We start from the raw sequence: 15726 nt of genomic DNA on the forward strand, positions 1-15726 counted from the left end.
GCCGGGGCGTGTGACACGGGCCGCACTCGCCCCCGGGGCGCCGCCCGGACGGGGCTCAGGGCACCACCGGCTGGGCCGGGTCCGTCGCCGGCACCCGCCGCCGGCGGCGGTGCTTGAGCAGCACCCAGGGGCCACGGGCGGCCGTGACCTCCGTACCCGCCTGGCCCGCCGCGGCCGACGCGGCCTTCGCCACCGGCAGCATGTCCTCGTCCCGGGACACGTCCAGCCGGTCCGACTCCGGCCACAGGCCCAGTGTTGCGCACAGGGTCGGCAGCACGGCCATGGCGGCGGTCGCGTACCCCTCGGCCGACGGGTGGTAGGAGTCCGGGCCGAACATCTCGCGCGGGTTCGCGGCGAACTCCGGGCCCAGCAGGTCCCCCATCGAGACCGTACGGGCACCCAGCGCGACCACTCCTATGGTCTGCGCGGCGGCCAGCTGCCGCGAGACGCGGCGCGCCAGCCAGCGCAGCGGCTGGTAGACCGGCTCGATCGTGCCCAGGTCCGGGCAGGTGCCCACGACGACCTCGGAGCCGGCCAAGCGCAGCCGGCGCACGGCCGAGGTGAGCAGCCGCACCGACTGGGTCGGCGGCATCCGGCGGGTCACGTCGTTCGCGCCGATCATGATCACGCAGACGTCCGGGGGCGGCGAGGGGCCGTCCAGCAGCAGGCCGACCTGCCGGTCCAGGTCGTCCGACATGGCCCCCGAAAGGGCCACGTTGCGCAGCTCCACCGGCCGCTCGGCCACCGCAGCCAGCCCGGAGGCCATCAGGGCCGCCGGAGTCTGCCGGGCCCGCCGCACGCCCAGTCCCGCGGCCGTGGAATCACCCAGCATGCCCAGGCGCAGCGGGCCCGGGCTCTGCTCCGGCCCGCCGAATTCGCTCCCGTACAGCCCGTCGGCACGCGGTGGCTCCGGCAGCCCCGAGCCCACCGCCCGCCTGGCGAACTGCATCTCGGCCACCACCAGCCCGACCGCGGCGGCCCCGACCAGTCCGAGTCCGCCTCCGCCGTACGCTGCCCCCGCCGCGATCCGGCGGGCTGTTCTCGCCCTGGACATCCTTCAGGCCACCTCCTCGGTCCTCATTGACCCCTACCTGCCCCGTACGGACGGTCGGCCAATCCCTTTCCGCATACTCTGGCCGGACCTCCCGGAGAACCCGTGGAGTCCCCTCCTTGGAGAACATGGTGCAATTCCACGACTCGATGATCAGCCTCGTCGGCAATACCCCGCTGGTGAAGCTCAACCGTGTGACCGAAGGCCTGCAGGCCACCGTCCTTGCGAAGGTCGAGTACTTCAATCCCGGTGGATCCGTGAAGGACCGGATCGCCGTACGGATGATCGAGGCCGCCGAGCAGAGCGGAGCCCTCAAGCCCGGCGGCACCATCGTGGAGCCGACCAGCGGCAACACGGGTGTAGGACTCGCCATCGTGGCCCAGCAAAAGGGCTACAAGTGCATCTTCGTCTGCCCTGACAAGGTGTCCATGGACAAGATCAACGTGATGCGCGCGTACGGCGCGGAGGTCGTGGTCTGCCCGACCGCCGTCGACCCCGAGCACCCGGACTCGTACTACAACGTGTCCGACCGCCTCGCGCGTGAGCCCGGCGCCTGGAAGCCCGACCAGTACAGCAACCCGAACAACCCCCGTTCGCACTACGAGACCACCGGCCCCGAGCTGTGGGACCAGACGGACGGGAAGATCACCCACTTCGTCGCGGGCGTCGGCACGGGCGGCACGATCTCCGGTACCGGCAACTACCTCAAGGAGGTGTCCGGCGGCAAGGTCAAGGTCATCGGCGCCGACCCCGAGGGCTCGGTCTACTCCGGCGGCTCCGGCCGTCCGTACCTCGTCGAGGGCGTCGGTGAGGACTTCTGGCCGACCGCCTACGACCCGAACGTCACCGACGAGATCATCGCGGTGTCCGACAAGGACTCCTTCCAGATGACCCGCCGCCTCGCCAAGGAGGAGGGCCTCCTCGTCGGCGGCTCCTGCGGCATGGCGGTCGTTGCGGCGCTGAAGGCCGCTGAGGGGCTCGGCCCGGACGACGTGGTCGTCGTCCTGCTGCCGGACAGCGGCCGCGGCTACCTCAGCAAGATCTTCAGCGACGAGTGGATGGCGGGACACGGCTTCCTGGAGGAGGCCGGCCCCGCCGCGCGCATCGGTGACGTGCTGAACGACAAGGAGGGCGGCATCCCCTCCCTCGTCCACATGCACCCCGAGGAGACCGTCGGCGAGGCCATCGAGGTCCTGCGCGAGTACGGCGTCTCGCAGATGCCGATCGTCAAGCCGGGCGCCGGTCACCCGGACGTGATGGCCGCCGAGGTCATCGGCTCGGTGGTCGAGAAGGAGCTCCTGGCGGCGCTGTTCGCCCAGCGGGCCTCCCTGACCGACCCGCTGGAGAAGCACATGAGCTCCCCGCTGCCGCAGGTCGGCTCCGGCGAGCCGGTGTCCGAGCTGATGGCGGTGCTCGGCGAGGCGGACGCGGCGATCGTGCTGGTCGAGGGCAAGCCCACCGGTGTGGTGAGCCGTCAGGACCTGCTGGCCTTCCTGGCCAAGTCCGCGAAGTAGCCCGCGGCCCGCTCGGGGGACGGGGCGCGGGCCCATGGCCCGCCCCCACCCCGGGCACCCGGCCCGTGGCACGGCCTTCGCGCAAACGGTACGGGCATGACACGTGACGGCAGCACCCGCTTAACACGGCTCCGGCACAGTAGTGGGTGTCGGCAGGGAGGTCCGGGAGACCGGAACCCGGCCGGCACCACGGAACGGCGTATGCGTACCTCCGGAGCGGCTCCCGGACTGCGCGGACGCCACGGACGCGGACGGCCCTGACCCGGCCGTGTCCTTCGCGGGGACCGCCGTCGTCCCGCCCCTCGGGCAACCGAGGGTGCGGCGGTCCCCGCGCGTTCCATTTTTGGGCTCGGTTCGCCCGCGGCGGCGGTGGTGGCGGAGCTGTGCCCGCCCGACGGCGCCGGTCAGTCCCGGGGGTCCTGCGTACCGCGCCGGAAGCGACGGGCGTGGATGAAGTTCACGCCCACGATCCCCACCCAGGCGACGATCAGCCCCGGCAGCCGCGCCTGCGTGGCGGCGATCGCCGACAGGGGGATCGCCAGGACCAGGGTGATGATCGCGAAGCCGAAGCGTTCGCCGAAGTTCCCGTCCTCCGGGGCGGCGGAAGGTCCCCGGCCGCCACCGCGGGCCGCGGACAGCCGCTCCTCCGCGAGCCGGCGCCGGACCTGCGTGTCGACCTTCTCGACGAACGAGTCCACGAGCGCGGCCTCGTACTCCGGACCCAGCTCGCGCCGGGCGTCCATCGTCGCGTCGAATTCCTTCTTCAGCTCTTGGGCGTGCGCGTCCATGACCCCACCGTAGGAACCCCGGCGGGCCCCGGCACGGGGGCTAGCCCCCGTATCCGGATCGCGGGCACGGCTTGCCCCGCTGCATAACCGCATGCAGAGTGCTCCGTGACTGAATATCTCACCGGGACGGAGGGGACGGGATGAGTGACAGCCCGGCCGCGCGGCTGCAGAAGCTGTTCGAGGGGCACCGGCTGACGCCGACCCAGCGGCGGATCGCGCACTGCATGGTGCGCGGGGCGGCGGAGGTGCCCTTCCTGTCGAGCGTCGAGCTCGCCGAACTGGCCGGGGTGAGCCAGCCCTCGGTGACCCGGTTCGCCGTGGCGCTGGGCTTCGACGGATACCCCGCGCTCCGCCGCCACCTGCGCGAGGTGGCTCCCGCCGAGCGGCCCGAGGCCGCGCACGAGGACTCGTACAACGAGTACCAGCAGGCCGTTCTGGGCGAGATCGAGAACCTGCGGCAGCTGGCCGCGATGCTCGCCGATCCCGCGCCGGTCCAGGAGGCGGGCCGGCTGCTCGCCGCCTCGACCCCGCTGCTGGTGCTCGGGCTGCGGGCGGCCTCGTCCCAGGCGCGCGGGTTCGCCTACTTCGCGTCGAAGGTCCACCCGGACGTCCGGCTCCTCGACGAGGGCGGCTCGATGATGGAGGACCGCATCGACGCGGCGCGCTACGAGGGGGCCACGGCGCTGCTCTGCTTCGCGCTGCCCCGGCATCCCCGGGAGGTCGTGGACACGCTGGAACGCTCGCGGCGGGCCGGCCTCACCGTGGTCACGGTCGCCGAGTCGGCCTTCGCCCCCGTGGCCCGTCACTCGGACCTGCTGATTCCGGCGCAGGTCGGCACCGGGCTGGCCTTCGACACGGCGTGCGCGCCGATGCTGCTGGGCCGGGTGCTGCTGGAGTCGATGGCGGACGCCCTGCCGGACGCGCAGGCGCGGCTGGAGGCCTTCGACGCGCGGGCCGCTGCGCGGGGCCTGTTCGTGGAGTAGCTGCGTGCGGGTCAAAGACCGGGGCTCCGCCCCGAACCCCGCTCCTCAAACGCCGGAGGGGCTGAAATGTAGCCCCTCCGGCGTTTGAGGAGCGGGGTCTGGGGCGGAGCCCCAGGAAGCCCCGCGCAGCGGCTACAGCAGGGCGTCACCGTGGGCGCCGCCCGCCTCGGCGACGATCTCGGCGAGGTCCTGCGCCGGCCTGGCAAGGCTGAAGCGGACCTGGTCCTCCGGGCCCACCGCGAAACCGTAGACCGCCGGGCGGGGCAGGCTGTTGTAGCCGTAGTGGGCCGTGAAGAAGTACGCGCCGGTGTCCGGGACGCCGATCAGGTCGCCGGGGGCGAGCGGCGGCAGCTCGCGGGCGGCCGCGAGCAGGTCCCCGGCGAAGCAGGCCGGGCCCGCGACGTCCTGGGCCACCGGGTCGCCGGTCTTCGGGGCGCCCTTCGCGTCGTAGGGCAGGATCCGCACCGGCCAGGCCGCCGGGGCGTACGCGGTGCGGGTCGCCAGCTGGACCCCGGCGTGGGTGAGCGCGATCGGCCGGGATCCGCTGCTCTTGGTGTACTCCACCCGGGCCAGCACCAGGCCGTGCTTGGCCAGCAGGGACCGGCCGAACTCCGTGACCAGGCCGTACGAGCCGTCGAACAGGGCGGGGACCGCCCCGTGCAGGGCCGCCACGTACTGCGCGTGGGTGGGGTGCTCCTCGTCCGAGGCGAAGTTCACCGGCAGGCCGCCGCCGATGTCGAGGGTGTCGACCTGGCGCCGCCCGGCCGCCGCGTTGATCTCCTCGGCGAGCGCGTGCAGGTCCCGTACGCCTTCCGCGATCAGGGCCAGGGGAACGCCCTGGGAGCCCGAGTGGACGTGCAGGCGGGTGAGCCACGGCCGGTCCAGGTAGGCCCGTACGAGCCGGGCGCGCGCGCCGGGGTCGCGCAGGGCGATGCCGAACTTCGAGCTCGCGGTGGCCGTGGACAGGGCGTCGATGGCACCGGCCCCGGTCTGCGGATTGATCCGGACGCCGATCGGGGACGCGGTCGGCGTCCGGCCGACGAGCGCGTCGAGCCGCTCCAGCTCCTGCCGGTTGTCGGCGTTGACGGCGACGCCGAGCGCCAGGGCCTCGCGCAGCTCGGCCTCGGTCTTGGCGGGGGAGTCCAGGACGATCCGGTCGGCGGGGAGCCCCGCGGCCCGGGCCAGCGCCAGCTCGCCGGGGCTCGCCACCTCGCAGCCGAGCCCGGCGTCGGCGAGCAGCCGCAGGACCGGGACGAGGGGGCAGGCCTTGACGGCGAAGGTGTGCAGCGCGGGTGCCGCGGGTGCGAGTGCGGCCGCGAAGGCGCTGGTCAGGGCTGCGGCGGAGGCCCGGATCCCGGCGACGTCCAGCAGGCAGACCAGGGGTGGCGCGGGGTCGGACCCGCCGACGATTCCCTGCTCGACAGCGGCGCGTACGGCCAGATCGCGGCGCGCGGCAGCGCTACCGGTGGCGTCCTCGGTGCCCATGTCGGCCATCCCATCATTCGACGCGGCCGCCCGCAGCTGTTGACTGAATCTATTCAGAGCGGGAGGATGTGAATAGATAGACCAACATCGGAGGAGGCAACGCCATGTCAGGACCCCGCCCCGTACGTGCCGCCCGAGGCACCGAGCTCAGCACCCTGGGATGGCAGCAGGAAGCCGCGCTGCGGATGCTGCAGAACAACCTCGACCCCGAGGTCGCCGAGCACCCCGACAAGCTCGTCGTCTACGGCGGCACCGGCAAGGCCGCCCGCGACTGGCGCTCGTACGACGCGATGGTCCGCACCCTGCAGACCCTCAAGCAGGACGAGACGATGCTGGTCCAGTCCGGCCGCCCGGTCGGCGTGATGCAGACCCACGAGTGGGCGCCGCGCGTCCTGCTCGCCAACTCCAACCTCGTCGGCGACTGGGCCAACTGGGAGGAGTTCCGCCGTCTGGAGAACCTGGGCCTGACCATGTACGGCCAGATGACCGCCGGGTCCTGGATCTACATCGGCACCCAGGGCATCCTCCAGGGCACCTACGAGACCTTCGCCGCCGTCGCCGCGAAGAAGTTCGGCGGAACCCTCGCCGGCACCATCACCCTCACCGCCGGCCTCGGCGGCATGGGCGGCGCCCAGCCGCTGGCCGTGACGATGAACGACGGCGTCGCGATCTGCATCGACGTCGACCCGCGCGCCATCGAGCGCCGCATCGAGCACCGCTACCTGGACGTCAAGGCCGACAACCTGCGCCACGCCCTCCAGCTGGCCGTCGAAGCCCGTGACGCCCGCAAGCCGCTCTCCATCGGCCTCCTCGGCAACGCCGCCGAGCTGCTCCCGCAGATGCTGGCCGAGGGCGCCCCGATCGACATCGTGACCGACCAGACCTCGGCCCACGACCCGCTCGCGTACCTGCCCGTCGGCGTCGACTTCGACGACATGGCCTCCTACGCCGCCAAGGACCCGGCCGGCTTCACCACCCGCGCCCGCGAGTCCATGGCCAAGCACGTCGAGGCCATGGTCGGCTTCATGGACGCCGGCGCCGAGGTCTTCGACTACGGCAACTCCATCCGCGGCGAGGCCCAGCTGGCCGGCTACGACCGCGCCTTCGCCTTCCCCGGCTTCGTCCCCGCCTACATCCGCCCGCTGTTCTGCGAGGGCAAGGGCCCCTTCCGCTGGGCCGCCCTGTCCGGCGAGGCCTCGGACATCCACAAGACCGACAAGGCCATGCTGGAGCTCTTCCCGGAGAACGAGTCCCTGCACCGCTGGATCAAGATGGCCGGCGAGCGCGTCCACTTCCAGGGCCTGCCCGCGCGCATCTGCTGGCTCGGCTACGGCGAGCGCGACAAGGCCGGCGAGCGCTTCAACGAGATGGTCGCCGACGGCACCCTCGCCGCGCCGCTGGTCATCGGCCGCGACCACCTCGACTGCGGCTCGGTGGCCTCCCCGTACCGCGAGACCGAGGCCATGCTGGACGGCTCGGACGCGATCGCCGACTGGCCGCTGCTCAACGCCATGGTCAACGTGGCGTCCGGCGCCTCCTGGGTCTCCATCCACCACGGCGGCGGCGTCGGCATGGGCCGCTCGATCCACGCGGGCCAGGTCACGGTCGCCGACGGCACCGCGCTGGCCGGCGAGAAGATCCGCCGCGTCCTCACCAACGACCCGGGCATGGGCGTCATCCGCCACGTCGACGCCGGCTACGACATCGCCGAGTCGGTCGCCGACGAGCGCGGCGTCCGCGTCCCCATGCGCGAGGGCGACGACGCGTGACCTTCCACGACATGTGGGCCGAGCTCGCACCCATCGGCCGCGACGCCGGTACCGGCGGGTACCGCCGGTACGCCTGGAGCGGGGCCGACGCCGACTGCCGGACCTGGTTCCAGGAGCAGGCCGAGGCGCGCGGGCTGACGTACGAGACGGACCGCAACGGCAACCAGTGGGCCTGGCTCGGCGACCCCCTCGCGGGGGACGCCGTGGTCACCGGCTCGCACCTGGACTCCGTCCCCGACGGCGGGGCCTTCGACGGCCCCCTCGGCGTGGTGTCCTCCTTCGCGGCCCTGGACGAGCTCCGCAGCAGGGGCGCCCAGTTCTCCAGGCCGCTGGCCATCACCAACTTCGGTGACGAGGAAGGCGCCCGCTTCGGGCTCGCCTGCGTCGGCTCCCGGCTCGCCGCCGGACAGCTGACCAAGGAGAAGGCGTACGAGCTGCGCGACGCCGAGGGCATCTCCCTGCCCCAGGCCATGGAGGCCGCCGGATACGACCCCGAGGCCATCGGGGCCGACCCCGAGCGCCTCGGCCGCATCGGCGCCTTCGTCGAGCTGCACGTGGAGCAGGGCCGGGCCCTGGACCTCTCCGGGGACCGGGTCGGCATCGCCTCCGCGATCTGGCCGCACGGCCGCTGGCGGTTCGACTTCCGCGGCGAGGCCAACCACGCCGGCACCACCCGGCTGGTCGACCGCCGCGACCCGATGCTCACGTACGCGGCGACCGTGCTGGCCGCCCGTACGGAGGCGGCCCTCGCCGGGGCCGTCGCCACCTTCGGGAAGATCTCGGTCGAGCCCAACGGGGTCAACGCGATCCCCTCGCTCGTGCGCGGCTGGCTCGACTCCCGGGCCGCCGACCAGGCCACCCTCGACACGGTCGTCACGGCCATCGAGAAGGCCGCCCGCGAGCGCGCCGACCAGGACGGCATCGACCTCGGCATCGTCCGGGAGTCCTTCACCCCGGTCGTCGAGTTCGAGCACGCCCTGCGCGACGAGATGAACCGGATCCTCGGCGGTTCGGTCCCCGTTCTCGGGACCGGCGCGGGACACGACGCCGGGATCCTCTCGGCGGCCGTCCCGACCGCCATGCTGTTCGTGCGGAACCCGACCGGCGTCTCCCACTCCCCGCGGGAGTTCGCCGCCGAGGACGACTGCGTGGCCGGTGTCCTCGCCCTCGCCGACGTACTGGAAGGCCTGGCATGTCGTTGACGACGTACTGGCTGGAGCACGCCTGGCTCGGCACCCACGTCGAGCCGGGCGTCGCCCTGGAAGTGAACGGCGAGGGGCGGATCGCGGCCCTGCGCACCGGGGTCGAGACCCCGCCGCCCGGCGCCGAGGTGCTGCGCGGCCTCACCCTCCCCGGGCTGGCCAACGCGCACAGCCACGCCTTCCACCGGGCCCTGCGGGGCACGGTCCAGGTCGGCTCCGGCACCTTCTGGACCTGGCGCGACCTCATGTACAAGGTCGCCCAGAACCTCACCCCCGACAGCTACTTCGCGCTCGCCCGGGCCGTCTACGCCGAGATGGCGCTGGCCGGCATCACCAACGTCGGCGAGTTCCACTACGTCCACCACGCGCCCGGCGGCACCGCGTACGCCGACCCGAACGCGATGGGCGAGGCCCTGATCGAGGCCGCCGCCGCGGCCGGCATCCGGATCACCCTCCTGGACACCGCCTACCTGTCCTCGGGCTTCGGCGAGGCCCCCAACAGCCACCAGCTGCGCTTCTCCGACGGCACCGCCGAGGCCTGGGCCGAGCGCGCCAGTGCCCTCAAGCCCCGCGAGCACGCCCTGATCGGCGCCGCCATCCACTCGGTCCGCGCCGTGCCGGCCGCCGAACTGGCCACCGTCGCCGGCTGGGCCGAGGAGCGCCGGGCGCCCCTGCACGTCCACCTCTCGGAGCAGACCGCGGAGAACGACGCCTGTCAGGCCGCCCACGGACGCACGCCGACCCAGCTGCTGGCCGACCACGGCGTGCTCGGCCCGCGCACCACCGGCGTCCACAACACGCACCTCACCGACGCGGACATCGCCCTCCTCGGCGGGACCACCACCGGCACGTGCATGTGCCCCACCACCGAACGCGACCTCGCGGACGGCATCGGCCCGGCGACCCGGCTCCAGCACGCGGGCAGCCCGCTGTCCCTGGGCAGCGACAGCCACGCCGTGATCGACCTGCTCGAAGAGGCCCGCGCGATGGAGCTCAACGAGCGCCTGCGCAGCCGCACCCGGGGCCACTGGACGGCGAACGCCCTGCTCGCCGCCGCCACCGAGGACGGCCACGCCGCCCTCGGACTCCCGGACGCGGGCCGCCTGGAGGCGGGCGCGCTCGCGGACTTCACCACGATCGCGCTGGACTCCGTACGCACGGCGGGTCCGGTTCCCCGCCTCGGGGCCGAGACGGCCGTCTTCGCGGCCTCGGCCGCGGACGTCCGCCACACGGTGGTCGGCGGCCGCCACGTGGTCCGCGACGGCCACCACACCCTGGTCGGGGACGTGGCCCGAGCCCTCGCCGAGTCGATCGCAGCCGTCCGAGGCTGACCGTTTCCTGGGGCTCCGCCCCAGACCCCGCGCCTCAAACGCCGGCGGGGCTGTATGTCAGCCCGTCCGGCGTTTGAGGACCGGGTCAAGGCAGAGCCCGGTGCTCTGAGAGGAACCCCCATGACCACCACCAGCATCACCAACATCGGCAGCCTCGTCACCAACGACCCCGCCCTCGGCGACGGCAGCCCCCTCGGTCTGATCGCGAACGCGGCCGTCGTCATCGACGGCGACAAGATCGCCTGGGTCGGCCCCGCCGCCAAGGCCCCGGCCGCGGACGAGGTCTTCGACGCGCAGGGCCGGGCCGTCATCCCCGGCTTCGTCGACTCCCACTCCCACCTCGTCTTCGCAGGCGACCGCACCCAGGAGTTCAACGCCCGGATGTCGGGCCGCGCCTACTCCGCCGGCGGCATCCGCACCACCGTCGCCGCCACCCGCGCCGCCACCGACGCGGAGCTGGAGGCGGGCCTGGTGCGCCACCTCGAGGAGGCCCGCCGCCAGGGCACCACCACCTTCGAGACCAAGTCCGGCTACGGCCTCACCGTCGCCGACGAGGCCCGCGCCCTGCGCATCGCCGCCGCGCACACCGAGGAGGTCACCTACCTCGGCGCGCACATCGTCTCCCCGGACTTCGCGGAGGACCCGGCCGGCTACGTCGACCTCGTCACCGGCGAGATGCTGGAGGCCTGCGCCCCGTACGCCCGCTGGGTGGACGTCTTCTGCGAGAAGGGCGCCTTCGACGGCGACCAGGCCCGCGCGATCCTCACCGCCGGGGCCGCCGCCGGGCTGATCCCCCGCGTGCACGCCAACCAGCTCTCCTACGGGCCCGGCGTCCAGCTCGCCGTCGAGCTGGAGGCCGCCTCCGCCGACCACTGCACCCACCTCACCGACGCCGACGTCGACGCCCTCGCGCAGGCCGCCGGCACGACCGTCGCCACCCTGCTGCCCGGCGCCGAGTTCTCCACGCGCGCCCAGTGGCCCGACGCCCGGCGCCTGATCGACGCGGGTGCCACCGTCGCCCTGTCCACGGACTGCAACCCCGGCTCCTCCTACACGAGTTCGATGCCGTTCTGCATCGCGCTCGCCGTCCGCGACATGCGGATGACCCCCGACGAGGCGCTCTGGTCGGCCACCGCCGGCGGCGCCCGCGCCCTGCGCCGCGAGGACATCGGCCGCGTGGCCCCCGGGGCCCGTGCCGACCTGGCCCTGTTGGACGCCCCGAGCCACGTCCACCTCGCCTACCGGCCGGGCGTACCGCTCGTTTCCGGTGTCTGGCAGCGGGGCCGCCGCGTGCACTGACGAACGGTCAATCCCGGGTTGTCCTTTGTCTTCCCTCCGTAAGGGCCCGGGCGTACCTTGAGCCACCGATCTGATGTGTCGTCAGTTTTCTGTGGCCCGAGGGGAAGACGAAGGTGTCCGACCGCAAACGCACCACCGCGCTCGCGCTGGCCTCCGCGCTGGCCGGATCGGCGGTGCTGTTCACCGCCCCCGCGGCCCATGCCGCCGTCGTCGACGTCGCCTACGACTGCAAGACCCCGATCGGGGACAAGTCGGCGGTGTCGCCGATCGAGATCAAGGCCGTCAAAGAGGGCGACGGGTACAAGCTGACGATGTCCTTCCAGAAGGGCGTCTCGTCCAGCCCCATCGAACTCGGCAAGGGTGCGATGAAGCCCAGCGCCGTCGTCCTCGTCGACGGCGCCGAGAAGGCGTCCGTGCCGGTCTCGGGTCCGTCCAACCCCGAGGCCGTGCCCCCGGACACACCCATCAAGATCACCGACCTCTCGGGCACCTACACGCCCAAGAAGAGCGGCAAGGTCACCTTCACCGCCGGGGTGCTCACCATCGTGGCGATGGGCACCACGACGACCTGCACCCCCGGCAACAGCCCGAAGCCCTCGCTGGAACTGGACGTCACGGCACCCGGCGGCGGGACCACGCAGTCCGGCGCCGACACCACCGGCGACACCCTCCCGCAGACCGGGCCCGCCGACTCCGCCCTGGCCCTCGGCACCCTCGGCGGCACCGTGCTGCTCTCCGGCGCCGTCGGCGTGCTCTGGCTGACCCGGCGCGGCCGGCGGGCCCGGTCCTGAACGGAGCACCCCGGTCATGCACGTGCTCCACACCCTGAGGCGCGCCGGAGCCGTCCTGCTGCTCGCCGCCGCCACGCTGTACGCGGCTCCCGCGCACCCCGCTGCCGCCGACGAGCCGGGCTGGACCGCCGAGCCCGCCGCCGGAGCCGCGGCCACCGTCCGCCCGTACTTCTACCTGGCCGGTGCCGCCGGCACCGTGCTGGAGGACCGCCTCGCCCTGGCCAACACCACCGACCAGGAGCGCACCGTCACGCTGCGCGGGGCCGACGCCTACAACACGGCCGACGGCGCCTTCGCGGTCCGCCCGGCGGCGCCCGCTGCCGGGGCTACCGGCGCCACGGGGGCCGGTTCCTGGATCAGCTTCGGGGCCGCCACCACCGTGAAGGTCCCGCCCCGCACCCGCGCCGTGGTGCCCTTCACCCTCACCGTGCCGCCCGCGTCCCCGCCCGGCGACCACCCCGCCGCCGTGATCGCCACCGAGGGCGGCCACGAGGTCGGAGTACGGGTCCACCTGCGGGTCGGCGGCCCCTCCCTGGCCGCCCTCACGGTCGAGGACGTCGCCGTACGGGGCCGGGGTCCGGCCGCCGTCATCGCCTACACCCTCGTCAACCGCGGCAACGTGGCCCTCGTCCCCGACCTCCGGATCAGTGCCGAGGCCCTCCTCGGCGAGGTGTCCGACCCGCCCCGCGGCCGCACCCTGCCGGTGGAACTGCTCCCCGGCCAGCGGGTGGAGCTCACCGAGCCCTGGCCCGGCGCCCCGGCCCTCGACCGGGTCCGCGTCACCCTCACCGTGACCGCCCCCGGCGGCGCCCGCGCGGTGGCCACCGGCTCGCGCTGGCTCGTCCCCCGGGGCCCGGCCGGCTGGACCGGGGCCGGCCTGCTCGGCCTCGGGGCGGCCACCGCCGCCGCGCTGCACCTCGTACGCGGCAGGCGGCGGCCCCTACCGGGTCCGGACCCGGACCCGGACGCGCCGCCCGAGGCCGGACCGACGAACCCTGCACCGCACCACGAACTGACGGGAGCCGCCAGGTGAGAAGAGTCGGAGCCCTGCTGGCCGCGGGGTTGGCGGTGTGCGCCCTCGCCCTGTTCCCCACGGGCCCGGCCGCGGCCGCCGAGGGGAAGCCGGCCGTGGCGCTCTCGCTCCAGGAGGCCGCCAAGGGCACCGGGATCACCGTCACCGGTACCGGCTGGCCGGCCAAGACGCTGGTGATGCTGCTGGTCTGCGGCCAGAACATGATCGGCGGCACCAACAGCTGCGCCAACGCCGACGGCGCCGCCGTCTCGGTCGGCGGCGACGGCCGCTTCACCGCCCAGCTGCCCGTGGTGGCACCGCCCAAGCCGTGCCCCTGCATCGTCAACGTCACCTCCGTCAACGGTGACCAGTCCACCGTCGCGACCCCCCTGAAGATCACCGACCACCCGGTCGCCGAGCTGCCCGCCGAATCCGGTACGGCCCGCCTCGCGATGCTCACCGGGGTCCGGCTGGAGGGCGAGGACGGGGTGCTGACCTGGTTCGGCGCCCCGCCCGCCCGGAAGTTCAAGGTCACCGTCGGCAATCTCGGCCCGGTCCCGGTCAAGGACCCGGTCTTCCAGCTCGGAACCGCGCACGGGGTGTTCGCCCCGCTGTGGGAGGAAGCCCGCTGGAAGGGCACCATCCCGCCCGGCGGCAAGGCCGAGATCGCGCTCGACGTGGGCCTCGCCGCCGGCGCCCACGGCGACTACACGATCTCCCTCAAGTACGGCGAGACCGTGGTGGCCGCGCAGCCCTGGGGCGTGGACCGCCCGTACGGGGTGCTGCTCTTCTGGGGCCTGCTCCTGCTGGTGATCCCGGCCGCGGTCTTCCGCATCGGCATGGCGATCGTCGACCGGGTCCGGCCGCGCGCCGCGCCCGCCGCCGGCCGTCACCGCGGTACGGGTCCCGCGGCGGCGGCCTCCGCCGTGACGGCCCGGCTGCCGAGGATCGGGGCCCTGCGGCCCCCCGAGCCGGCCCCGGGCCCCGACCGCCCGGAGCAGTCCCCCCAGACCACCACGGCGGCCCTGCCGTGGTTCACCCCGGACAGCACGCCGGGCACAGCACCACAGGCGTCCGCACCGTCTGAGAACCGTTCGACGACGAAGGGACATTCGTGAAAACCCAACGGAGGGTGAGCGCGGCCGTGATCGCGCTGCTGCTCGGCGGCGCCGGTATCGCCATCGGAGCCACTCCCGCCCAGGCCGCGGAGACCAAGTTCAACGTCAAGTGCGTTCCCCCGGCAGGGGGCGGCAGTCCGGTGGAGGGGGAGACCACCGCCAAGGTCACCGCTCCCGCCTCGGCGAAGGTCGGCGACGAGGTCGACGTGTCCTGGGAGACGGTGAAGCCGGCCTCGAACAACACGGACCTGATGGACATCCCGCAGGACGCGGTCCAGCCCACCGGCTGGATCACCGTGGGCGGCGGCGGGGGTGAGCTGAAGGTCGTCGGGGAGAAGAAGAACCCGCCGATCCCGAAGAAGGCGCCCATGGTGATGTCCGTGATGAAGGGCAAGCTGAAGCTCACCAAGGCCGGGAAGACCACACTGACCCCCGGCAAGTACGACGTGGCCGTCACCTTCTCCTTCGGCACGTTCGTCACCAAGTGCGCCCCGACCGGCAGCGTGGGCGTCGGGGCCACCATCGACGTGGCGGCCGGCTCCAGCGGCGGGACGACGACCGGTGGCACCACCACGGGCGGCTCCACGACCACCGGAGGCTCCACCACCGGAGGCTCCACCACCAGCGGAGGCTCCACCACCGGCGGAGGCTCCACCACCGGCGGCTCCACCACCGGCGGCGGAGGCGGCCAGACCGACTTCCCGGGCAAGGCGGTCGAGGTGGCCTTCGACTGCGGTCCGGTCGTCCCGGGGGGCATCAAGACCCCGGTCACCATCAACGCGAAGAAGAACGGCGGCAGCTACGACCTGACGGTCAAGACCGCCAAGGGTGCGATGGCGGCGCCCATGGCCCTGCCCGCGGGAGCGCTCAAGCCCTCGATGGACGTGAAGCTCGGCGGGGCGGACAGCGGCACGGTCAAGGTCTCCGGCCCGGCCAACGCGGAGCCGATCCCGGACAAGGCCCCGGTCAGCCTCAGCGACATGACGGGCACCTACAAGCCCGGCAAGAGCGGCAAGGTCACGCTGAGCCCGGACCAGCTGACGATCGACGTCACGATGGCCCCCGGCGCCACCCCGATCAACGTCCCCTGCAAGGCGACGAGCAGCGGGGTCTCGCTGGAACTGGACACCGCCGCGCAGCCGGGCGGCTCCGGCTCCTCGACCAGCACCACCGGCAGCAGCACCTCGGGCGGCCTCGCCGAGACCGGTGCGGAGGACGAGGGCGGCATCAAGGCCCTGGCCCTGGTCGCCGGCACGGTGATCCTGCTCGGCGGCGCGGTGTTCACCTTCACCCCGTGGGGCCGCCTGCGCGGCACCCGCTGACACGCGAACGGCCCGGCACACCTTGCGGTGTGCCGGGCCGTTCCGTTGCCGTGCGCCGGTG

13 protein-coding genes are annotated in these 15726 nt (G+C 73.6%); 10 read left to right on the plus strand and 3 right to left on the minus strand.

Going from position 1 to position 15726, the window contains the following annotated elements; translation table 11 throughout:
* Positions 1–55: 55 nt before the first annotated feature.
* Positions 56–1054: an SGNH/GDSL hydrolase family protein gene (locus tag OG386_RS26350; RefSeq protein WP_328790176.1), complete on the minus strand. Its 999-nt coding sequence runs from the start codon at positions 1052–1054 to the stop codon at positions 56–58.
* Positions 1055–1182: 128 nt separating this feature from the next.
* Between OG386_RS26350 and OG386_RS26355 the strand changes: the two genes are divergently transcribed.
* Positions 1183–2565 carry a cystathionine beta-synthase gene (locus OG386_RS26355; RefSeq protein WP_030016498.1) on the plus strand — a complete coding sequence of 461 codons (1383 nt, stop codon included), beginning with the start codon at positions 1183–1185 and terminating at the stop codon, positions 2563–2565.
* Positions 2566–2969: 404 nt separating this feature from the next.
* On the opposite strand, the gene OG386_RS26360 is transcribed toward OG386_RS26355, so the two are convergent.
* Complete coding sequence (locus OG386_RS26360) at positions 2970–3353, minus strand: hypothetical protein (protein WP_328790177.1); 384 nt, start codon at positions 3351–3353, stop codon at positions 2970–2972.
* Between the two features lie 140 nt (positions 3354–3493).
* Between OG386_RS26360 and OG386_RS26365 the strand changes: the two genes are divergently transcribed.
* Positions 3494–4336, plus strand: a complete 843-nt coding sequence (locus OG386_RS26365) for a MurR/RpiR family transcriptional regulator (protein WP_328790178.1) — start codon at positions 3494–3496, stop codon at positions 4334–4336.
* Positions 4337–4468: 132 nt separating this feature from the next.
* Here OG386_RS26365 and OG386_RS26370 read toward each other — a convergent pair whose 3' ends face one another.
* Positions 4469–5830, minus strand: coding sequence for a diaminopimelate decarboxylase (locus OG386_RS26370; protein WP_328790179.1), 1362 nt, complete (start codon positions 5828–5830; stop codon positions 4469–4471).
* 95 nt (positions 5831–5925) lie between these two features.
* Here OG386_RS26370 and hutU point away from each other — a divergent pair, with 95 nt between their 5' ends.
* The 8 genes from hutU (at position 5926) to OG386_RS26410 (ending at position 15665) form a co-directional block, all read left to right on the plus strand.
* Entirely contained in the window at positions 5926–7590 is a 1665-nt protein-coding gene (gene hutU, locus OG386_RS26375) for a urocanate hydratase (protein ID WP_328790180.1), read from the plus strand.
* An 11-nt stretch (positions 7591–7601) separates the two neighbouring features.
* Complete coding sequence (locus OG386_RS26380) at positions 7602–8792, plus strand: allantoate amidohydrolase (RefSeq protein ID WP_328793362.1); 1191 nt, start codon at positions 7602–7604, stop codon at positions 8790–8792.
* Complete coding sequence (locus tag OG386_RS26385; RefSeq protein WP_328790181.1) at positions 8783–10123, plus strand: formimidoylglutamate deiminase; 1341 nt, start codon at positions 8783–8785, stop codon at positions 10121–10123. Before OG386_RS26380 ends, OG386_RS26385 begins: the two co-directional genes overlap by 10 nt.
* Before the next feature lie 120 nt (positions 10124–10243).
* Entirely contained in the window at positions 10244–11422 is a 1179-nt protein-coding gene (gene hutI / locus OG386_RS26390; RefSeq protein ID WP_328790182.1) for an imidazolonepropionase, read from the plus strand.
* A gap of 113 nt (positions 11423–11535) precedes the next feature.
* Complete coding sequence (locus tag OG386_RS26395; protein WP_328790183.1) at positions 11536–12213, plus strand: LPXTG cell wall anchor domain-containing protein; 678 nt, start codon at positions 11536–11538, stop codon at positions 12211–12213.
* Positions 12214–12229: 16 nt separating this feature from the next.
* Positions 12230–13246, plus strand: a complete 1017-nt coding sequence (locus tag OG386_RS26400) for a COG1470 family protein (protein WP_328790184.1) — start codon at positions 12230–12232, stop codon at positions 13244–13246.
* Positions 13243–14343, plus strand: a complete 1101-nt coding sequence (locus tag OG386_RS26405) for a neocarzinostatin apoprotein domain-containing protein (RefSeq protein WP_328790185.1) — start codon at positions 13243–13245, stop codon at positions 14341–14343. Before OG386_RS26400 ends, OG386_RS26405 begins: the two co-directional genes overlap by 4 nt.
* A gap of 14 nt (positions 14344–14357) precedes the next feature.
* A complete protein-coding gene (locus tag OG386_RS26410; RefSeq protein ID WP_328790186.1) occupies positions 14358–15665 on the plus strand; it encodes a hypothetical protein in 1308 nt (435 codons plus the stop codon).
* Positions 15666–15726: the final 61 nt, after the last annotated feature.

The organism is Streptomyces sp. NBC_00273 (assembly GCF_036178145.1).
Lineage (GTDB): Bacteria > Actinomycetota > Actinomycetes > Streptomycetales > Streptomycetaceae > Streptomyces.